General features: G+C 66.1%; 19 protein-coding genes and 1 pseudogene. 7 read left to right on the top strand and 13 right to left on the bottom strand.

The genetic code is table 11. The features are described from left to right. Nucleotides 1–27 precede the first annotated feature (27 nt). From SPR01S_RS14200 to SPR01S_RS14210, 3 genes are all read right to left on the bottom strand, one after another. On the bottom strand, nt 28–1,587 hold the full coding sequence (locus SPR01S_RS14200) for an ArnT family glycosyltransferase (RefSeq protein WP_066590503.1): 1,560 nt from the start codon (nt 1,585–1,587) through the stop codon (nt 28–30). A gap of 138 nt (nt 1,588–1,725) precedes the next feature. Further along, nucleotides 1,726–2,079: a GntR family transcriptional regulator gene (locus tag SPR01S_RS14205; protein WP_066590504.1), complete on the bottom strand. Its 354-nt coding sequence runs from the start codon at nt 2,077–2,079 to the stop codon at nt 1,726–1,728. 39 nt (nt 2,080–2,118) lie between these two features. Then, on the bottom strand, nt 2,119–2,697 hold the full coding sequence (locus SPR01S_RS14210) for a nitroreductase family protein (protein ID WP_066590521.1): 579 nt from the start codon (nt 2,695–2,697) through the stop codon (nt 2,119–2,121). 150 nt (nt 2,698–2,847) lie between these two features. On the opposite strand from SPR01S_RS14210, the gene SPR01S_RS14215 reads away from it, so the two are divergent. After that, a complete protein-coding gene (locus SPR01S_RS14215; protein ID WP_066590505.1) occupies nt 2,848–4,659 on the top strand; it encodes a peptide MFS transporter in 1,812 nt (603 codons plus the stop codon). 41 nt (nt 4,660–4,700) lie between these two features. Further along, nucleotides 4,701–5,399, top strand: a complete 699-nt coding sequence (locus SPR01S_RS14220) for an NnrU family protein (RefSeq protein ID WP_066590506.1) — start codon at nt 4,701–4,703, stop codon at nt 5,397–5,399. Nucleotides 5,400–5,561: 162 nt separating this feature from the next. Here SPR01S_RS14220 and SPR01S_RS14225 read toward each other — a convergent pair whose 3' ends face one another. Beyond that, a complete protein-coding gene (locus tag SPR01S_RS14225) occupies nt 5,562–6,563 on the bottom strand; it encodes an aldo/keto reductase (protein ID WP_066590507.1) in 1,002 nt (333 codons plus the stop codon). Next, nucleotides 6,560–7,837, bottom strand: a complete 1,278-nt coding sequence (locus SPR01S_RS14230; RefSeq protein WP_066590508.1) for a dicarboxylate/amino acid:cation symporter — start codon at nt 7,835–7,837, stop codon at nt 6,560–6,562. The genes SPR01S_RS14225 and SPR01S_RS14230 overlap by 4 nt, the downstream gene beginning before the upstream one ends. Nucleotides 7,838–7,909: 72 nt before the next feature. On the opposite strand from SPR01S_RS14230, the gene glmM reads away from it, so the two are divergent. Beyond that, nucleotides 7,910–9,250, top strand: coding sequence for a phosphoglucosamine mutase (glmM, locus tag SPR01S_RS14235; RefSeq protein WP_066590509.1), 1,341 nt, complete (start codon nt 7,910–7,912; stop codon nt 9,248–9,250). Nucleotides 9,251–9,253: 3 nt separating this feature from the next. Here glmM and SPR01S_RS14240 read toward each other — a convergent pair whose 3' ends face one another. The 4 genes from SPR01S_RS14240 to SPR01S_RS14255 form a co-directional block, all read right to left on the bottom strand. Continuing rightward, on the bottom strand, nt 9,254–10,009 hold the full coding sequence (locus tag SPR01S_RS14240) for an exonuclease domain-containing protein (protein WP_066590510.1): 756 nt from the start codon (nt 10,007–10,009) through the stop codon (nt 9,254–9,256). A 319-nt stretch (nt 10,010–10,328) separates the two neighbouring features. Next, nucleotides 10,329–11,711, bottom strand: a complete 1,383-nt coding sequence (gene pgmG, locus SPR01S_RS14245) for a phosphoglucomutase/phosphomannomutase PgmG (RefSeq protein WP_066590511.1) — start codon at nt 11,709–11,711, stop codon at nt 10,329–10,331. A 52-nt stretch (nt 11,712–11,763) separates the two neighbouring features. Then, nucleotides 11,764–12,057 carry a J domain-containing protein gene (locus SPR01S_RS14250; RefSeq protein ID WP_066590512.1) on the bottom strand — a complete coding sequence of 98 codons (294 nt, stop codon included), beginning with the start codon at nt 12,055–12,057 and terminating at the stop codon, nt 11,764–11,766. 1 nt (nt 12,058) lies between these two features. Next, nucleotides 12,059–12,826: a division plane positioning ATPase MipZ gene (locus tag SPR01S_RS14255; RefSeq protein WP_066590522.1), complete on the bottom strand. Its 768-nt coding sequence runs from the start codon at nt 12,824–12,826 to the stop codon at nt 12,059–12,061. Between the two features lie 98 nt (nt 12,827–12,924). On the opposite strand from SPR01S_RS14255, the gene panC reads away from it, so the two are divergent. After that, on the top strand, nt 12,925–13,755 hold the full coding sequence (gene panC / locus SPR01S_RS14260) for a pantoate--beta-alanine ligase (RefSeq protein WP_066590513.1): 831 nt from the start codon (nt 12,925–12,927) through the stop codon (nt 13,753–13,755). Between the two features lie 84 nt (nt 13,756–13,839). After that, nucleotides 13,840–14,139 carry an SEL1-like repeat protein gene (locus SPR01S_RS14265; RefSeq protein WP_066590514.1) on the top strand — a complete coding sequence of 100 codons (300 nt, stop codon included), beginning with the start codon at nt 13,840–13,842 and terminating at the stop codon, nt 14,137–14,139. A gap of 80 nt (nt 14,140–14,219) precedes the next feature. Here SPR01S_RS14265 and topA read toward each other — a convergent pair whose 3' ends face one another. The 4 genes from topA to plsY all read right to left on the bottom strand — a co-directional run bounded on the left by topA (nt 14,220) and on the right by plsY (nt 18,968). Beyond that, nucleotides 14,220–16,757 (bottom strand): type I DNA topoisomerase, encoded by a 2,538-nt coding sequence (gene topA, locus SPR01S_RS14270; protein ID WP_066590515.1) that lies wholly within the window; start codon nt 16,755–16,757, stop codon nt 14,220–14,222. A gap of 59 nt (nt 16,758–16,816) precedes the next feature. Beyond that, nucleotides 16,817–17,191, bottom strand: coding sequence for a hypothetical protein (locus SPR01S_RS14275; RefSeq protein WP_066590516.1), 375 nt, complete (start codon nt 17,189–17,191; stop codon nt 16,817–16,819). A gap of 96 nt (nt 17,192–17,287) precedes the next feature. Next, nucleotides 17,288–18,367 carry a DNA-processing protein DprA gene (gene dprA, locus SPR01S_RS14280; protein ID WP_066590517.1) on the bottom strand — a complete coding sequence of 360 codons (1,080 nt, stop codon included), beginning with the start codon at nt 18,365–18,367 and terminating at the stop codon, nt 17,288–17,290. After that, entirely contained in the window at nt 18,360–18,968 is a 609-nt protein-coding gene (gene plsY / locus SPR01S_RS14285) for a glycerol-3-phosphate 1-O-acyltransferase PlsY (RefSeq protein WP_066590518.1), read from the bottom strand. The genes dprA and plsY overlap by 8 nt, the downstream gene beginning before the upstream one ends. A gap of 95 nt (nt 18,969–19,063) precedes the next feature. Here plsY and murI point away from each other — a divergent pair, with 95 nt between their 5' ends. After that, complete coding sequence (gene murI, locus SPR01S_RS14290; RefSeq protein WP_066590519.1) at nt 19,064–19,855, top strand: glutamate racemase; 792 nt, start codon at nt 19,064–19,066, stop codon at nt 19,853–19,855. A gap of 417 nt (nt 19,856–20,272) precedes the next feature. Continuing rightward, nucleotides 20,273–20,509: pseudogene (locus SPR01S_RS14295) on the top strand (5-aminolevulinate synthase); the annotation flags it as partial.

Genomic DNA, 20,509 nt, shown 5'->3' on the forward strand with positions numbered 1-20,509 from the left:
GCGACTTCTACAGCCCAGGGCTCGCGCTCAATTGTCCTCGTAACGCGGCAGGTGCAAAACCCGTCCGCCGATGCGTTCGCGACGAGGATAGGCGATGTGGATCGCCTCGGTGACCTTCGGATTGAAGCGTTGGTCGAACACCACGGCACCGCGGTCGCCATCGGTCACGAAAAACGCGAATCTGCGCTCCTCGATCAGTTTGACGAACTTTTCTTCGTCATAGCGTCCGGCGCTGCCGAGCTCCGCGACGATCGACGGCTCCCAGCGCATCGCCTGCCCCGCCCTGATCAAGAGCGTCGCATCGTCGGAAATCACGGGCCGCTTGGCCTGGCGGATGCGATCGACGATCGCGTCGAGTGCTCGCTGTTGGACGTCGACGGCAGCCCGATCCGGCAAAAGCCCGGCCCCCGCCGTTTGCAGCGGCAGGACGATGCCGGCCAAGCCCAACAGGATGGCATTCGGTTTCGCCGGCAAGCGTAACGCCGCGCGCAGCACCGGTACCATCGCAATGCCGAAAAATATGGCGAGCTCGGAAAACCAATCGATCAGGTAATTGTCGCTCGCGCCCGATTTCAGGACCGCCGGCAGCATCAACGTCTTGCAGGCGAGCGTCGCGGCGACGACCGAAATCGCGACATTTTTCGGATCGGTGGCAAGCCACGTCTTCAGATCGCGCCACCGCCGCACGCGCGAGAGGCGAAAGCTGTCGAATAGGCCGAATAACGCTATCCCGATCACCGCGACATTGGCCAGCAGCACGATGCCGAACGCGAGCGCGTGATCCCAGATGATGCGGTTGATGTTGTACGAGACGATATTGAGCAGAAAGCCGCCTTGGGTCGCGGTCTCTAGCGCGGCGAGTACAGCCAGCCCGCTGCCGACCGCAGCGGCCGCCATCAGCCACGCCCGGGCAGGGCGCACCGCGAGCAGGACTAGGAACGCGCCCGCGGGCGCCGGCAGGCTCGTCTGGCGGGTGTACAACGCCAGTGCGAACACGAGGCCGGCGGCGAGACAGGCGAAGATCGACCGGGGCGCTCGGATCGCCAGCAGCATGCCTGCGAGCGACAAGGCGCAGGCCAACAGGTCGATCCGCATCAATAGCGACCATTCGCCGACCAGCGGCAGGGTGAGGAAAGCCCATCCCGCGATCGTCGCGGCGCCGAACATCACTCTTCGGTTTTCGCCGGCAAGGGCGTGGGCCGTCAGCCGGGCGATGAGCAGCGCGCAGACGATCGCCGATGCCAGTGATACGAGCCGTCCGGCGTACAGCTCATCGATCCCGGTGAGCCGCGCGACACTTGCCGCGCAAAGATGGAAGATGGGCGGGTATTCATAGGCGATCGCGGGATAGATCCCGATCGGCCGGTACCCCTCGCCCTGGACGATGTTGCGCATCTGTTGCCAGACGACGCCTTCGCCATAGTCGAAGGCGTAGGGAAAGCTGAGCGTGACAGACGCGTGTGCGGTCAATCGCACGAGCCCGGCGAGGAACACCGCCGCCAGAATGCCGATCACCGCGCGACTGACCAGGATCGTGCCGGGGTTGAGCGCTGCGGTTAATCCGCTTCTCGTTTCCCGCCCCGCCATGGCCAGCTAATTACCGGCAGCTTTCGCCACGTCAAAGTGGATCGTCGTGAAGGCGTCGGGACGGGAGGCAACCCAACGGGTGGCACCCCGAGCGAGCTGCATTAGATAATCGTCAGGACCGGAAGCCCGGCCGAAAATTCAGGCGCGTTCGCGCTCCAGCAGGTCGGCTGCGTCGAGGCCCAACAGGTCGATATACTCGGCGATGCGCGGCCATTGCTGAGTCACGAAACGATCGCGCTCGGCGATGCGCAGCTTTTCCGCCGCGCCGGGCAGAACGAACATGCCGACGCCGCGCCGCACCTCGACATAGCCGTCGTCCTGGAAACTCTGATAGGCCTTGGCCACCGTCAACGGGTTGGCGCCATGTTCGGCCGCGAGCGCGCGGACCGACGGCAATTGGTCGCCCGCCCGATATTCGCCTCGCAGGATCGCCGCCGAGATCGTGCCCCTCAGCCGGATGTAGACCGGGCTATCGTCATTGCTAAGTGCCATGGTGCACTAATACAGCAATGGGCAAAAGAGTCCAGTCAATTACCCTTGCCACGTTGAAATAATCTTTTGCAGATCGGGGCGCGGCCTTTCTTCTAGTTGCTTTGCCGGCGTTCCCAGGAAGATATACCCGGCGATCCGTTCGGGTTCCGCGCCGAACGCATCGCGGACCGCGTCAGAATAGGCCGCCCAGCCGGTCAGCCAGCCGCCGGCAAAGCCCAGAGCATGCGCGGCATGAAGCAGGTTCATGCACGCCGCGCCGGCCGACAGCTGCTGTTCCCATAACGGAATATGGCTTTCGACCTTGGGCGAGGACAGCACCACCACCAGCGCCGGCGCCTGGGTCGCGAATTGCTCGAGCGCCTCGATCTCCAGCCGCGCCGCCTGCGGTCGTTCGGCGCGATAGGCGGCGGTGATCGTCTCCGCCAGCGCAGCGCGCTTGTCGGCCGGGACGATCACGAACCGCCACGGCGAGAGCTTGCCATGGTCGGGCGTGCGCGCCGCGATCGCCAGGATCTGCCGCAGTTGCGCATCGTTGGGACCGGGGGCGACAAGATCGCGCGGCTTGCCCGATCGGCGGGTCGACAGCAGCGAAAGCGGAGTGGAAAGGTCGTTGAACATGGCCGCCATCTAGGAGTGCGTGCGCGCACCGGCAACGGCGGCCGGCGGCTAGCCTCGGGATATTTACTCGCCCCGCTTTGCCGCTAGTCTCCGGCGCATCCACTCGCCGCGTTGCTAGACGGCGGGAGCACGAATTCAGGGAGCGAATGCATGGTGGACACCCCGACCGCGGACAATCCGCGCGAGCCGGACATTACCCACACCAACCCGGCGGCGGAGGGGACGTGGTTCGGCCATCCCAAGCCGTTGTTCTGGCTGTTCGGCACCGAGATGTGGGAGCGGTTCGGCTATTACGGCATGCGGGCGTTGCTGACGCTCTATCTCACCAAGCATTTCATCCTCGGCGACCGTGCCTCGACCGGCCTGTATGGCGGCTATACCGCTCTGGTCTATCTGACGCCGCTGGTCGGCGGTTTGCTCGCCGATCAATATCTCGGCTCGAAGCGCGCGGTGCGGTTCGGCGCGCTGATGATGGCGATCGGCTATTTCACGCTCGCCTTTGGCGGCCAGCCGGCCAAGCCCTATCAGGTGATCGACGGCAAGCGCTACGAGGTGGTGGTCGACAATTTCCGCGACACCCCGACCAGCGACCCCAAGGAGGCGCGCTATCTGGTCGATAACGGGCAAAAACTGACCATGCACGGCAATGACGACGGCAGCATGTCGCTGCTCGCCGCCGACGGCAAGGAAGTCCGCCACCTCGCCAAGGACAGCTTTTCCGAAGGCGCCGAGCGCAGCCCGCTGCTGACGATGATCCTGCTGATGGCGTTGTCGCTGGTCTCGGTCGGCAACGGCTTCTTCAAACCCAATATCTCGACCATGGTCGGCGAACTCTACGAGCAAGGCGACCGCCGCCGCGATGCCGGATTCACCATCTTCTATATGGGCATCAATGTCGGCTCGATCCTCGGCCAGTTCCTGTGCGCGTTGTTCGCCGACAGTTTCGGCTGGCCGCTCGGGCTCGGGCTTGCCGGCGTGGCCATGGTGATCTCGTTCTTCATGATCAGCTATCACGGCGGCCGGCTCGACGCGTACGGCAATCCGCCGGCGCGAAGCGGGCCCGATCGCGCGATGCTGATCTACGTGCTCGCGATCGTCGCCGTGCCGGTGGTCTATTTCCTGTTCGTCAATCTGATGCAGGCCGAGGAACCTGCCGCGGGATCGGGCTTCATCGGCTATCTCGCGTCGCTGCCGTTGATGGGCAAGTTGCTGTTCGGGACCTTCATCGTCTCGGTGCCCGGCATCCTGGTCTGGTCGTTCCTCAAGGGCAGCCGCAAGGAAGGCGAGATGATGGTCGCGGCGATGGTGCTGATCGTCTTCAACGTCGTGTTCTGGACCTTGTTCGAACAAGCCGGATCGAGCCTGACCCTGTTCGCCGACCGCAATACCGACCGCACCGTGATCGGCGACTGGGTGATGTCGGCGCCGCAAACGCAGAATTTCAACCCGATCTCGATCGTCCTGCTCGCGCCCTTGATGAGCGCGCTATGGGGATGGCTTGCGCGGCGCGGATGGGAACCGTCGATCCCGATCAAATTCTCGGTTGCACTGATGGGCGTGGGGGCCGGGTTCCTGTTCCTGGTCTGGGGATCGACCTTCGCCGACAGCAGTTTCAAGGTCGGTCTGTGGTGGCTCGCCGGGCTGTACGTGATCCACTCGATCGCCGAGCTCTGCATCTCGCCGGTCGGCCTGTCGATGATCACCAAATTGTCGATCGCGCGCGTCGTCGGGCTGATGATGGGCGTGTGGTTCCTGTCGATCTCCGTCGCGCAATATGTCGCCGGCGTGGTCGCGCAATTCGCCAGCGTCGATACGGTCGGCGGTCAGGTCACCAACCTCAAGGTCAGTCTCGACACCTATACCCACACCTTCACGGTGATCGCGCTCGTCGCGATCGGCCTTGGTGTGTTGCTGCTGGCGCTGTCCTGGCCGCTCAAGAAGTGGATGCACGGCGTCCAGTGATGGTCTAGCCTCTCCCTCGAACGGTTCGGGGGAGAGTGTCCATGAGTCCGTTGTGCTGGGAAGTCGCCGCGGGCGCGGCATTCGTCGGATCGCATTTCCTGCTGTCGCATCCTCTACGCGCGCCGATCGTCGGCGCGATCGGCGAGATGCCGTTCCAGGGTGTCTATTCGCTGGTCGCGCTGGCGACGTTCGGCTGGCTTGCCTTGGCGTTCCGCGCGGTGCCGGCGGAAACGCCGCTCTGGGCGGTGGGCGACGGTTTGTGGATCGTCGGCACGCTGATCATGCTGCCGGCGAGCGTCCTGTTCCTGGGGTCGCTGCGCGGCAATCCGGCACTCCCCGGACCGCCGCGTGGCACCGCCGCGCCGCCGGAACCGCGCGGGGTGTTCAGCGTGACGCGGCACCCGATGATGTGGGGATTCGCTTTGTGGGGCGTGGCGCACATCCTGGTGATGCCGACCCCCGCCAATATCGTCCTGGCGACCACGATCATCCTCCTCGCCTTGGTCGGCGCCGCACTGCAGGACAGGAAGAAGGAAAAGCTCCAGCCCGAGACGTGGCGGGCATGGGAACAGCACACCAGCTACTGGCCGCTCGGCGCGATCCTGAGCGGGCGGGTCAAGTTCACGCCCGCCGGAGTGGTGCCAGTGATCGGTGGAATCGCCTTGTGGCTCGCCGCGACCTGGGCGCATTTGCCGCTCGCTGGGGTGCCTGCCGGCATCTGGCGGTGGATCGGCGGTTAGAGGGCTGATTCCTTCTCCCCCTGTGGGAGAAGGAGGGAGGCGCGCAGCGCCGGAAGGATGAGGGGGAATCGGCGAAAGCTGTGAGTCCCCCTCACCCTTCCGCGCCTTCGGCGCTCCCTCCCTCTCCCACACGGGGAGAGGGAGATGCCGCCAAGATACAGCCTATAGCTTGACCATCCGCATCCCGCGCTCGCCGTAACGCGGCCCGGCCGTGCCGCCATTGGGGGCGGCGGCGTCGATCGCGGCGAGGTCGTCAGCGGCCAACGCGACGTCGACCGACCCGGCCGAATCGCGCACCGTCTCGCGGCGCTTGACGCCGGGGATCGGCACCACATCGTCACCCTGCGCGAGCAGCCAGGCGAGCGCGACCTGTGCGTTCGACGCCTTGTGACGCTGCGCCACTTCGGCGATCGCGTCGATGATCTTTAGGTTCTTCGGCAGCGTATCGGCCTGGTAGCGCGGGTCGTTGCGGCGCCAGTCGTCGGCGGGCAGATCGTCGAGGCTGCGGATCGTGCCGGCGAGGAAGCCCCGACCGAGCGGGCTGTACGGCACGAAGCCGATGCCAAGCTCGCGGCAGGTTGGCAGGATCTCGTCCTCGACATCGCGTTCCCACACCGAATATTCGCTCTGCAGCGCGGTGATCGGATGCACCGTGGCGGCGCGGCGCAGCGTCTGCGGCCCCGCTTCGGACAAGGCGATGTGGCGGATCTTTCCTTCCTTGATCAGCTCCGCCATGCCGCCGACCGTTTCCTCGATCGGCACATTGGGGTCGACCCGGTGCTGGTAGAACAGGTCGATCGTGTCGATCCCCAGCCGCTTCAGCGATCCCTCCACCGCGCGGCGGGCATTGGCCGGGCTGCCGTCCAGCCCGGTCATCTCATTGCCGTTCCAGCGCATCGCGAACTTGGTCGCGATCACCAGGCCGTCTCGCTTGCCCCTGATCGCCTGGCCGACCAGTTCCTCATTGGCGAACGGACCGTACATCTCCGCGGTGTCGAAGAAAGTGATGCCCAGCTCGATCGCCTCATGGATCGTGCGGATCGATTCATCGTCGTCGGCGCGGCCGTAATTGATGTTGCCGTTGCGGATCATCGGCATGCAGCCGATGCCGATCGCCGAGACTTTCAAGCCGCCGTCATGGCTGCCGAGCGTGCGGTATTTCATGCCGGAATCTCCTCGATCATGCGGTCGGTTTCGCTTTCGGTGTCGGTGGTGATACCGCTCCGCGCCGCGATCGTCCCAGTGACCGCGACGTCCATCGTCACGTTGCCGAGCGTGCGGAACAAGTCGGGGATCGTCTCGACCGCGACCAACAGCCCCAATGCCTCCAGCGGCACGCCCATTGCCACCGATACCGGCGCGACCGAAGCGAAGAAGCTGATCGTGCCGGGCAAGGACACCGACCCCATCGTCGTGATCGCGGCCGTCACCACGCCGGCGGCAAGCTGGCCGGGGCCGATAGGCGTCCCGGTCAGATGTGCGACATAGAGCGCCACCGCCAGGTTCATCGCCGGGCTGGTGGCGCGGAACACCGCGACCGCGATCGGCAGGACGATGCCCGACACGCGCGCCGGCGCACCGATCTCCTCGCTCGACCTGAGCATGGTCGGCAGCGAGGCGAGCGAGGACGACGTGCTGATCGCGACGATCTGGCTTGGCAGCACCGCGCGCGCGAAGCGGCCGATGCTCACCCGCGATCCGATCGCGGCGATCGGATAAGCGGACAGCAGAACCAGGATACCCAGGGTCGAGACGGTCAGGATATAGTGCGCCAGCGCCCCGAACGCGGCCGCGCCGGTCTGCATGCCGACTCCGAAGGCCAGGCAGAACACGCCGAGCGGGGCGAGCACCAGTACCCAGCCGATCACGACGATCATCGCATCGGCGATCGCCTGGAAAAAATCGACCATCATCTTGCGGCGGTCGGGCTCGAGCCGGGTGATGGCAAAGGCGAACACCATCGCGAATACGGTCAGTGGCAGGAAGGCGTCGGTCGCCGCGGCGTCGATGATGTTGGTCGGCACGATCTTGTCGAAGAAATCGGCCAAGGTCGGCACCTGGCCGGCGGTTTTGGCGCTCGACAGCGACGCCTTCAGCGCCTCGGCCCATTCCGCGCGGAGCGGGAATAGCCGCAGCAACAGCGGCGTGATCACCGCCGACATGATCGTGTTGATCCACAGGATGACGACGAAGAAGAGCAGCGCGCGCCCGGCGATCCGTCCGGCGCGCGCGGCCTCCGCTGACGCGGCGATGCCGATCACCAGCAAGGCGACGACCAGCGGGACGATCACCATCTGCAGGCCATGGAGCCAGGCCCCGCCGATCAGCTTGGTAACGTAGAGCATCGTTGCGCCCGGAACTGGCGCCCAATTGGCGAGCGCGATACCCAGCACCAACCCGCCGACCAGCGCGATCAGAATCCTCAATGCTTGCGACATGCTCGCCCTTCTCCGATTGCCGCGCTATCACGCCCGGCCAAGAGCGCGGGATAGCGGACGGAAACGGTCAGAATGGCAAGAAAATATTTCGGCACAGACGGAATTCGCGGCCTCACCAATGTCCAGCCGATGACGGCGGAGATGGCGATGAAGGTCGGCATGGCGGCCGGCGCGCATTTCGTCCGCGGTGACCACAAGCACCGCGTGGTGATCGGCAAGGACACGCGGCTGTCGGGTTATATGCTCGAAAACGCGCTGGTCGCGGGGTTCACCAGCGTCGGCATGGACGTCACTCTGTTCGGGCCGCTGCCGACCCCGGCGATCGGCATGCTGACCAAGTCGATGCGCGCCGATCTCGGCGTGATGATCTCGGCCAGCCACAACCCTTACGCCGATAACGGCATCAAATTGTTCGGCCCGGACGGGTATAAATTGTCCGACGCCGACGAAATGGCGATCGAAGCGTTGATCGACGGCGAGGTTACGCTCGCCGACGCGCCCGATATCGGCCGTGCGCGCCGGGTCGAGGATGCGCGCGGGCGCTATATCCATTTCGCCAAGGCGACCTTTCCCGACGACCTCACGCTCGACGGCCTCAAGGTCGTGGTCGATTGCGCCAATGGCGCCGCCTATCAGGTCGCGCCCTCGGCCTTGTGGGAATTGGGGGCCGAGGTCATCGCGATCGGCGTCACGCCCAACGGCAAGAATATCAACGACCAGGTCGGATCGACCGCGCCGCAGACCTTGTGCGAGACGGTGGTCGCGAGCGGCGCGCATATCGGCATCGCGCTCGATGGCGATGCCGACCGGCTGATCGTGGTCGACGAGACCGGACGGGTGATCGATGGCGACCAGCTGATGGCGGTGATCGCGACCGGCTGGGCGCGCGCCGGCAATCTCCGCAATGGCGGGCTGGTCGCGACGGTGATGTCGAACCTGGGGCTCGAACGCCATCTCAGCGCGCAAGGAATCAAGCTGATCCGGACCAAGGTCGGCGACCGCTACGTGCTCGAGGCGATGCGCGGCCAGGGCTATAATGTCGGCGGCGAGCAATCGGGACACATCATCCTGTCGGATTACGCTACCACCGGCGACGGGCTGGTCGCCGCGCTGCAGATCCTCGCCGAACTGGTGCGGTCGGGGATTCCCGCGAGCGAATTGCTGCACCGCTTCGACCCGCTGCCGCAATTGCTCAAGAACGTGCGGTTCAAGGGCGGCAAGCCGCTCGACGATGCCGGCGTCAAGGCCGTGATCGCCGATGCCGAGGGTGAACTCGAGGGCAAGGGCCGGCTGGTGATCCGCCCGTCGGGCACCGAGCCGGTAATCCGCGTGATGGCCGAAGGCGAGGATGCCGCCCAGGTCGAGGCGGTGGTCGACCGTATCTGCGACGCGGTAAAGACCGCCGCGGGGTAGTCGTTACAGCAACAGACCCTGCATATTGGCGCGCCCGACCGCGCCGCCGCCGCGCCGCCGCGCGAGTTCGGTCTCCGCGGTGAAGCGTATGTCGGGGTCGCGGTCGGTCAGGAAGCCGGCGAGGCTGTCCTCGGCGATCTCGCTCCATTCCTTGCCGCGATCGGGGCCGTAGCGCACGCGAGGCAGCAGGCCGGGCTGATTCGACCATTCGATCAATTGCGCGACCGAGGCTTCGTTGAGCATGTCGCGCAAATGGTGGGCGGTGACATAGGCGTCGGGAAAGGCACGGTGCGCCGGCAAGCCGCGCTCATGCACCAGCCGTTCCGGCTTGCGCCAATAGCGCAGCACCTGGTTGGAGAAGCTCGGCGAATCGGGCCATAGCCTGAGCGCGCATTTCCAGGTGCAGATCCAGTCGGCGCCATGCGTCAGCGTCGGCGTGCAGAATTGCTGCTCGAAATCGGCGCGATGCGCGGCGAGCGCGAGGCGGCGTGGATAGGGATCGAGCACGGGGCGGGCGACGTCGATCCAATAAGGCGCGTCGGCGACCTGTTCGTCGAGAATATGGTGGATCGCCTGGGTGATCGGCGGGATCGGCCGGCCGGGATTGACCATCCGGCTGCCGCCCTCACCATACAATTCCCAGCGGCCATCGGCGCCGAGCGCGACGTCCTGCCAGCCGATCTCGAGCACGCCGTGCTGCGGCGGCGCATCGCCTGTGGTCTCGAGGTCGATGACACGGATGATGGAGGGGGATGCCATTGGCCGTATGTGGGCGCTTTAAGGCCGAAAAGCGACCCCGGGCGACGCTACAGGGCGCCAATGTCTGGGGTTTGCGTCGCCAGCCTTTTCTCCGTCATGCCGGCCTTGTGCCGGCATCCACCGTGCAACAACGCCGTATCTCGGTTGTGGAGGAGTGGTGTCGAGCGAAATCGTGTCCTCCGGACACGATTTTGGCCTGCCGGGGGCGGGCCAAAGCTCGACAGGCACAAGGCCGGGGTGACGAATTAGGGCATGTCGTCCAGCCGTCTGTTCGGCATCCACTAATGGTCCAGTATGCACCGGAATGACGAGCAGGGACTCAATGACCCGCTTGCGGCCCGCGCTCCAACCCACTCGCCGCCAGCTGGGCGTCGATCTGCGCGAGCAGGCGGTCGAGTGCCGCCTGGTCCTTAGCCTCGGCACGCGCGACCAGCACGTCCTGGGTGTTCGACGCGCGCAGCAGCCACCAGCCGTCGGGCGTGGTGACGCGGGCGCCATCGGTGCGGTTGACGTCGGCGCCTTCGGTCTCGAGCCGGTCGAGCACCTCGTCGATCACCGCGAATTTGCGGCTCTCATCGACCTGGAAGCGCATTTCCGGCGTGTTGACCATCACCGGCATCGCGTCCTTGATCTCGGTCATCGACTTGCCGATCATATGCACCGCGCGGATCAGCCGGACGGCGGCATATTGCGCGTCGTCGAAGCCGTAGAAATCGTGCGCGAAGAAGATGTGGCCCGACATCTCGCCGGCGAGCGGCGCGTGCGTCTCCTTCATCTTGGTCTTGATCAGGCTGTGCCCTGTCTTCCACATCAGCGGCTGCCCGCCCAGCTCGGCGATGCGGTCATAGAGCGCCTGACTCGCCTTGACGTCTGCGATGATCGTCGCGCCCGGCACTTCCTTCAGCACCGGTTCGGCCAGGATCGAGAGGATCTGGTCGCCCCAGATCACCCGGCCCTTGCCGTCGATCGCGCCGATCCGGTCGCCGTCACCGTCGAACGCGACGCCGAAATCGAGTCCCTTCTCCGCTACCAGCGCCTTGAGGTGCGCCAGGTTCTTTTCCTCGGTCGGGTCGGGATGATGATTGGGGAAAGTGCCGTCGACCTCGGTGAACAGCAGATGATGCTCGCCCGGCAGCAACTTGGTCAGCTTCTCGACCACCGGCCCGGCGGCGCCATTGCCCGCGTCCCAGCCGATCCGGTAGGCGCCGCCCGAATAGCCGGCCATCAGCCGGCCGACATAATCGTCGACGATATCGGCATCGGCGACCTCGCCCTGGCCTTCTTCCCAATCGCCCTCGGCCGCCATCCGGCCGAGAGTCTGGATATCCTCGCCGAAGAACGGGCGATGCTGCAGCACCATCTTGAAGCCGTTATATTCGGCCGGATTGTGGCTGCCGGTGATCTGGATGCCGCCATCGACTTCCAGCTCGGCCTCTGCCCAGTAAAGCTGCGGGGTCGGCCCCATGCCGGTGCGGATCACGTTGACGCCCGAGGCGAGCAGCCCGTCGACCAAAGCCGTTTCCATCGCCGGCGACGAGGTCCGGCCGTCGCGTCCCACCGCGACGCGGATGCCGCCGGCGCGGCGCACGATGGTGCCGAAGGTGCGGCCGATCGCGCGGGCGTCGTCGGTCGACAGGGTTTTGCCGACGACTCCGCGGATATCGTATTCGCGCAGGGACGTCGGATCGAAACGGTGGGTCATGGGGGCTCCCGTCAGGTTGATGCGCGCCCAATCCGCCGAGCAGGGAAAAAGTTCAATCCCCGGGGTCTGAACTCGGCTTCAATAGGATGTCGCGCGCCTCATTGACGCGACGAGCGAGCTCGTCGGTGCCGCCATGGTCTGGGTGGACGTTGCGCAGCAGGCGGCGATGCGCGCCGCGAATCTCGTCGCGCGTGGCGCCGGGATCGAGCCCCAGCACGGCCAGCGCGCCGATCTCGTCCTCGCTGCGCTGTGGCTTGCGGCGACCGTCGGTCCAGACCTTCTTGGGCCCTTGCCACAGCCACCAGCCGAACCAGGCCACGGCCAGCGCCAGGATGAGCTTGGCCATGTCAGGCGAAGAGCGGCATGACCGGCTCGGGCAGAGCGAGCGCCGCCATCATCTCGCGCAATTCCTGCCGCGCGGCGACATGCGCCAGGCCCATTTCGCCGAAATCGCGGCTGTCGATCATCGTCAGCCCCTTGGGGAACAATTCGCGATAGATGACGCGTTCGCCCAGGCCCGGGATGATGCGGAAGCCAACGCGCTTGGCGAGTTGGTCGAGCGCCTCGGACACGCGGCGCATGTTGCGCGCCTCGATATGCTGGAGGCGATTGCGCAGTACGACCCAGTCGATCGCGACGCCGTCGGCCTTGGCGCGAGCCTTGCGCGCGTCCCAGATCAGTTCGGCGTAGAAGCTCGGCCGGGTCACCTTGTAGGTGTCGGGATCGACCTGGCCGATCAGGTCGAAATCGACGAAGCTGTCGTTCATCGGCGTGACCAGGGTGTCGGCGCGGCTCGCCGCCAGCCGCCCGAAGCGGTCGTCGCGGCCCGGCGTGTCGATCACCACGAAATCGGCGTCGGCGCACAGCCGGTCGAGCGTGCCATCGAAGAATTCGAGACTCTCGCCGTCATGCGCGGCAAAGACCGGCGTCGGCAGCTTGCGGCTGGTGCGCTTCGCGGTGGCGACGCGATTCTCGAAATAGCGCGCCATGGTGCGCTGGCGATGGTCGAGGTCGAACGCCGCGACGCGCGCGCCACGCGACTGCAGAGCGATTGCGACATGGACCGCGGTGGTCGACTTGCCGGTCCCGCCCTTTTCGTTGGCGAAGACGATCATATGTGGTTTGTTGGCGTCCGCCACGTAAAGACCCTGGTTGCCTGAGATGCCCCGCGCCTTTTACAGGCGAACCCTCGTCTATCGAAGCGGCAAGTCCCATGCAAATTGTCCATCATCTGCCCGATTTGAGACGCGCGGTCGCCAGCCTGCGCGGCGACGGCGCGCGCGTCGCGCTCGTCCCGACGATGGGCGCGCTCCATGCCGGGCATATGGCACTGGTCGATGCCGCGCGGGCGATGGGTGCGAAGATCGTCGCCTCGATCTTCGTCAACCCGAAGCAATTCGGGCCGAACGAGGATTTGTCGCGCTATCCGCGCCCGGCGGAAGCCGACAAGGCGCTGCTGATCGCGCATGGCTGCGACTTGCTGTGGATGCCCGGAGTCGACGACATGTACCCGGCGGGCTTCGCCACCAACGTGTCGGTATCGGGTGTGAGCGACGGGCTCGACGGCGCCGCGCGCCCCGGCCATTTCGACGGCGTCGCGACGGTCGTGACCAAATTGTTCAACCAGGTGCGCCCGGATTCCGCGTTCTTCGGCGAAAAGGATTTCCAGCAGCTAGCGGTGATCCGCCGCATGGTCGCCGATCTCGATTTGGGGTTGGAGATCGTCGGCGTGCCGACAGTGCGCGAGGCGGACGGGCTCGCGCTGTCGTCGCGCAACATCTACCTCTCGCCCGACGAGCGCGCCCGAGCGGTGGCGCTGCCGCGCACGCTGGCGGAGGCGAAGCGCGCGATCGAGGCGGGAGAGCCGGGCTGGCACGCTGCCGCCATGGCGTCACTCATCCAGGCGGGGTTCGTCGCCGACTATATCTCGCTGGTCGATGCAGCCACGCTCGGCGACTCCGTCCCGGGCCAGCCGCGCCGCCTGCTCGCCGCCGCGCGCATCGGCACCACGCGGCTGATCGACAATCTCGACATAGCACCCTGAATTTCGTGGTTAAGCGGCGTTAACCATTTGTTGACCGCTCGCCCCCCAAGGTAGCCCGGCCAAAGGGATAAAGGGGTTGGCGAGATGGGCAGCAGCCTGAAGAGTGCACGATTTCTGATCGAAAGCCGGTTGATCGATGCCGCGCGTGGTGATTGGAACGCCTGTTACGATCTCGGGGTCGATTATTCGACCGGCGCGAACGGAGTCGATCTCGACCTGGTCGAGGCGCACAAATGGTTCAACCTCGCCGCGTCGCGTGGCGGCCATGAGGGCGCGCGCCATTGCCGCGCCGAAGTGGCCGACGAGATGACCGCGCGCGAGATCGCCGAGGCGCAGACCCGCGCCCGGTCGTGGTTGAACGCAACGAGCCGCCGCGCCGCCTGACAAGCCGTCATCCCGGCGAAAGCTGGGATCTCGCGCCGTATTTTCCTTCCTTAAGACCCCAGCTTGCGCTGGGGTGACGATCACTTTGCCGCGGCCTTCTTTTTGGCCGGCGCCTTCTTCGCCGCTGCCTTCTTCGCTGGCGCCTTCTTCGCTCCCCGCTTCCCTTTGGCCGGAGCCGCGGCCGCCCGCGCGTCGATCAATTGCGCGGCTTCCTCCAGGGTCAGCTGATCCTTGTCGATCGTCTTGGGCAAGGTCGCATTGGTCGTGCCGTCGGTGACATAGGCGCCATAGCGCCCTTCCATCAGCTTGATCTCGGCCTCGGTGCGCGGATGCGCGCCCAGCACCTTGAGCGGGGCCTGCGAGCCGCGCGTCGGGCGGCCGCCATTCGCTGCCGCTTCGGCCAGTTTGACCACCGCTGCGTTCATGCCGGTCTCGAACACTTCGGCGGTGGACTGCAGCCGGGCGTACTTGCCGTCATGCGCCAAATAGGGGCCGTAACGGCCGATCGACGCGGTGATCGGCTTGCCCGTCTCCGGATGCGCCCCGATTTCACGCGGCAGGCTCAGCAGCTTCAAGGCCCAGTCGAGGTCGAGCTCGATATCCTTGGGGATAGAGGCGCGCTTGGCGTCCTTGCCTTCGCCGAGCTGGATGTACGGCCCGAACCGGCCTGCCTTGCGCTCGACTTCCAACCCCGTCGCCGGATCCTTGCCGAGCGATTCGGGGCCTGTATCCTCGCCGTCCGCGGCACCCGCCTGGGCGAAGCGGCGGGTATATTTGCACTCGGGATAGTTGGAGCAGGCGATGAACGCGCCGAACCGGCCGCCGCGCAAGGATAATTGGCCCTTGCCGCAATTGGGGCACAGCCGCGGATCGCCGCCATCTGCCTTGTCAGGGAAGAGGTAAGGCGCGAGGAACTCGTCGAGCTGCTGCGTCACTTCGGACGGCTTGAACTCCATCACTTCGGCGGTGCGCGGCTTGAAGTCGCGCCAGAAGGCCTCGAGCACGGCCTGCCATTGCGCGCGGCCGCCCGAAATCTCGTCGAGCTCGTCCTCGAGTCCCGCGGTGAAGTCGAAGCTGACATATTTCTCGAAGAATCGTTCGAGGAACGCCGTCACCAGCCGGCCCGATTCCTCGGCGAAGAAGCGATTCTTCTCGACCCGCACATAGTCGCGGTCCTTGAGCGTCTGGATGATCGACGCATAGGTAGAGGGCCGCCCAATGCCGAGCTCCTCGAGCCGCTTGACCAGCGACGCCTCGGAAAAGCGCGGCGGCGGCTGGGTGAAATGCTGCTCGGCGCTGACGTCGCGCTTGGCCGGCACGTCGCCGTCGCGCAGCCGCGGCAGGCGGCGCGATTCCTCGTCGCCCTCATCGTCACGGCCCTCTTCATAGAGCGCGAGATAGCCGGGGAACAGCACGACCTGCCCGGTCGCGCGCAAGCCGTGGCGGCCGGTGCCGTCGGCGAGGTCGATCGTCGTGCGCTCCATCTGCGCCGAGGCCATCTGGCTCGCCATCGCGCGCTTCCAGACCAGCTCGTACAGCCGGGCATGGTCGCCCGACCCGGCATGGTCGCGGCGGAAATCGGTCGGGCGGATCGCCTCGTGCGCTTCCTGCGCATTCTTGGCCTTGGTCTGGTATTGGCGCGGCTTGTCAGGCACGTAATTGGCGGCATAGCGCTCGGTGATCGCCTTGCGCGCATCGGAAATCGCGCTGCCGTCCATCTGGACGCCGTCGGTCCGCATATAGGTGATCGCGCCGTCCTCGTAGAGCGCCTGGGCGATACGCATCGTATGGCTGGCCGAGAAGCCGAGTTTGCGCGCGGCTTCCTGTTGCAGCGTCGAGGTGGTGAAGGGCGGCGGCGGGTTGCGCGTCGCGGGCTTGGTCTCGACCGACTGGACGGTGAAGCGGCCATTCTCGACGTCGGCTTTCGCCTTGAGCGCATCGCCTTCCTTGCCGATCGACAGGCGGTCGAGCTTCTCGCCATTCCATTTGACGAGGCGCGCGGTGAACGGCGTGCCGTCCTGTTCCAGCGTTGCGGCGACCGACCAATATTCCTGCGCGACGAACGCCTCGATCTCGCGCTCGCGGTCGACGATCAGGCGTAGCGCGACCGACTGGACGCGGCCCGCCGACTTGGCGCCAGGCAACTTGCGCCACAACACCGGCGACAAGGTGAAGCCGACCAGATAATCGAGCGCGCGACGGGCCCGATACGCGTCGATCAGATCCTCGTCGAGCTGACGCGGATGCTGCATCGCTTCGGTCACGGTCGCCTTGGTGATCGCGTTGAAGGTGACGCGCTCGACCTGCTTGGGCAGTGCCTTGCGGTTGCGCAGCACTTCCTGGACGTGCCACGAAATCGCCTCGCCCTCGCGATCGGGGTCGGTCGCCAGGATCAGGCGATCGGCCTTCTTGGCCTCGTCGGTGATCGCCTTGAGCTGCTTCGCCTTGTCGGCGTAATTTTCCCAATCCATCGCGAAGCCGGCATCGGGATCGACCGATCCGTCCTTGGGCGGCAAGTCGCGGACATGGCCGTAGCTCGCGAGAACGCGATAGTCGCTGCCCAGATATTTCTCGATGGTTTTCGCCTTGGCGGGCGATTCGACGATGACAAGCTGCATGGCGGTAAAAAGCGGTCCTTACGTGTACGCGCGAGGATGGGGAGCCCCGATGATGCCCGTCAAGCGGGTGCCTTGAGCCCCCACCAGGCGACGAAGAAGCCGATGCCCAGGAGGAGATCGACGTTCGTCACCGCAAAGGTGGAGGTCGGCGTGCGTCCATTCAACCACAACAAAAATGTCGGAATCCAGAAACCGAACTTGGCGATGACGCCGAGCGGCATGAACGCGCGATAGCGGACCGGGTCGCCGCCGATCGTCCAATAGACGAGCTGCCACGCCGCGGCCGCGCCGATAAAGCCGTAATAATATTCCGGATGGGCCAGCGCTGCGGCCGGGGCTGCCACCTGATGCTCGAGGAGATAGAGCGGCAACAGGACGATCAGGCCGTAGATCGCGGCACCACGGAACAGCCAGCGGGCCGTTCCCGGACTCATATGCCGTCTTGCGGTTGGCCGCTGCCCATCAATCACTCCCCTCGCTTTAATCGCGGCCTATCTGCCGCGCGGCTTCAAACTCGGCAATAGATGCCATCACGTCAGCGATACCCGCCCCCCGGCATGGCGCTCGATCCGACCAGCCAATTCGAGTTCGAGCAGGACCAACGCCACCGTCGCGGGCGGCAAGCCCGACTGGCGGATCAGTTCGTCGATCGCGACCGGAACCGGCCCGAGCAGGGCGGTCAGCGCGCGGCGGTCGGCGTCGCCGGGCTCGCCGCCGCGGCGCCCGTCGAACGGGCTGGCCGGTGCGCGCACCATGCGCGGGTCGATCGGGCGGATCGTCTCCAAGATGTCGGCGGCCGATTGCACCAGCGTCGCGCCCTCGCGGATCAACAGGTTGCAACCCTGGGCGCGCGGCTCGAGCGGGCTGCCGGGCACCGCCATGACGTCACGTCCCGCCCCCGCCGCCAGCCGCGCGGTGATCAGCGACCCCGATCGCGGCGCCGCCTCGACCACCACGGTGCCGGTCGCCAGCCCGGCAATGACGCGGTTGCGGTGCGGGAAATTGCGCGCCAACGGTTCGCTCCCCGGCGGCTGCTCGGCGATCAGCAGGCCCTGCTCGGCGACCCGGTCCTGCAGCGCGCCATTCTCGGGCGGGAAGGCAATGTCGATGCCGCTGGCAATTACCCCGATCGTGCCCGTCGCCAGCGATCCCTGGTGCGCCGCGGTGTCGAGCCCGCGCGCCAGCCCGGACACGATCACCACGCCCTCGCGCCCCAGCTCGACCGCCAGCCCGCGCGCGAAGCGGCATGCCGCGGCCGACGCGTTACGGGCGCCGACCATCGCGACGCTGGTGCGCGCGAACAGTCCGGTGTCGCCCCTGATCGTCATCACCGCGGGCGCATTGTCGAGCTCGGCGAGCAACGGCGGATAATCGGCGTCGTCGATGAACAGATAGCGCGCGCCGAGCGTCTCGACCCGGGCGATCTCGCGTTCGACCATCGCGACGTCGGCGATGCGGGGCGGCTTGCCGCCGCCGCGCGCGACGAGATCGGGTAGCGCCTCGATCGCGCGCTCGGCGCTGCCGAAGCGGGCGAGCAACTGGCGATAGGTGACGGGGCCGATCGTCGGCGTACGGATCAGCCGCAACCGCGCGACGCGGGGATCAGCCATCCTTCTTGACGCCGATCCTCGGCTCGTTGCCCTGGATCAGCCGCTCGACATTGGCGCGATGCTTCCAGAGCACGATCAGCGCCAGCGCGACGAGCAGGAACACCGCATCGAAATCGCCCAGCACCGCGGCGGCGACCGGCGCGGAAACCGCCGCGGCCATTCCCGCGACCGATGAGATCCGGAGCACGCCAAGCAATCCGAGCCAGACCAGGGCGTAGACCAGCCCGATCGGCCAATGCAGCGCGAGCACGATCCCCATCAGGGTGGCGACTCCCTTGCCGCCCTTGAACTTCAGCCAGATCGGGTAGCAATGGCCGAGCAAGGCAGCCGCGGCGGCGGGGATCTGATGGCCGTGAAACAGCCAGCCGGCGATCAGCACCGCAGCGGCGCCCTTGGCGAGATCGAGCAGCAAGGTTGCGGCGGCCAGGCCCTTCCGCCCCGTCCGCAAGACGTTGGTCGCGCCGATATTGCCCGACCCGATCTGACGAAGATCGCCGGCGCCGAACGCGCGGGTCAGGATGACGCCGAACGGGATCGAGCCGAGAAGGTAACCGAGCAGCACGGCGCCGGCCGGCGCTGCCCATAGATATTCCGTTGCCACGTGAACGCTCCCCAATTGCCCCGATACATAATCTAGCGTGGGGACCGACGCCACTTATCTTGATCAGAATGGATGCATCCCCCTAGAGGCCGCGCATGGACGATCGCCCGTTATTGTTGTTCGATTCCGGCGTCGGCGGGCTGTCGGTGCTCGCCGCTACCCAGGCACTGCTGCCTCGGGCGCCGTTGGTCTATGTCGCCGATTCGGCGGGGTTCCCCTACGGCACCAAGAGCGAGCTGGAGATCGCGGCCCGCGTGCCGGCTTTGCTCGGACGACTGGCCGAGCGCTACGATCCGCGGCTGATCGTGATCGCGTGCAACACCGCGTCGACGATCGCGCTCGGCGCCGTGCGCGCCGCGCTCGATCTGCCGATCGTCGGCACCGTGCCGGCGATCAAGCCTGCCGCCGCAATCAGCAAGACGCGCGTGATCGGCGTACTCGGCACCGACGCGACCGTGCGCCAGCCTTATGTCGACGATCTCGCCGCGCGCTTTGCCGGCGATTGCATCGTCCTGCGGCACGGCTCGGCCGCGTTGGTCGAACTCGCCGAGGCCAAGCTCCAGGGCGAAAAGCGGCCGATCGCCGAATATCGTGCGGCGATCGCCGGACTGTTCGACCAGCCCGGGGGCGAGCGTATCGATGTCGTGGTCAATGCCTGCACGCATTTTCCATTGGTCAGCGACGAGCTCGCCGCATCCGCGCCGCATCCGGTCCGCTTCGTCGATGGCGCGCCCGGGATCGCGCGGCGAGTCGCGCATTTGACCGAGGGACAGGATTGGCCCGTAGCGCCGCAGCATCGCGCGGTGTTTACCCGGTTCGGCGACGCCGAACGCCACCTTGCACCGGCACTGGCGCGTTACGGCATCAACCGGGCCGAGTCGCTTTAGATTCAATCCTCCCCCTGGCGGGGAGGGTTTCCTGGACGTCGCCTAGCTCACCCGGGCTGGTGGCATGCGCAATCGCCGGGCATATTGCTCGGCCAGCGCTTGGTGAGCGCGACGGGCAGAGGGATCTGCGGATTGCCGGGCCGCGATCCGTTCCTGCGCCTCGCGCCGGGCGAGATACTCTACGTCCTGGCCTGTTGGGCCAATCTGATCGGCCATCGCATTGGCTCCGACGACTCAAGCGGGAGCGTTCCTGCTGCTCTCAATCGCCAGCCTGCTCGAATTCGGGAACGCCGACGACGACTCGCTCCATAGCACAGCAATGCGACACTTGCGTTGACGTAGAGCAGCGTCGCGATTGCGCCCTTTGCACGTGTTACCCATGGAAAATCGGCAAAACCCACGTTATTGGCGCGTTTCATGAGCGACTCCACCGCGCGGCCCGTCGATTATTCGCGGGTATTCACCCAGGCGATCGACCGGCTGCATGCCGAGGGGCGGTATCGCGTGTTCATCGACATCCTGCGCAACAAGGGGATGTTTCCCAATGCGCGGTGTTTTGCCGGGCACAATGGGCCGATGCCGATCACGGTGTGGTGCTCGAACGATTATCTGGCGATGGGTCAGCACCCCAAGGTGATCGCGGCGATGGAGGAA

It is taken from the genome of Sphingomonas pruni NBRC 15498, assembly GCF_001598455.1.
GTDB lineage: Bacteria > Pseudomonadota > Alphaproteobacteria > Sphingomonadales > Sphingomonadaceae > Sphingomonas > Sphingomonas pruni.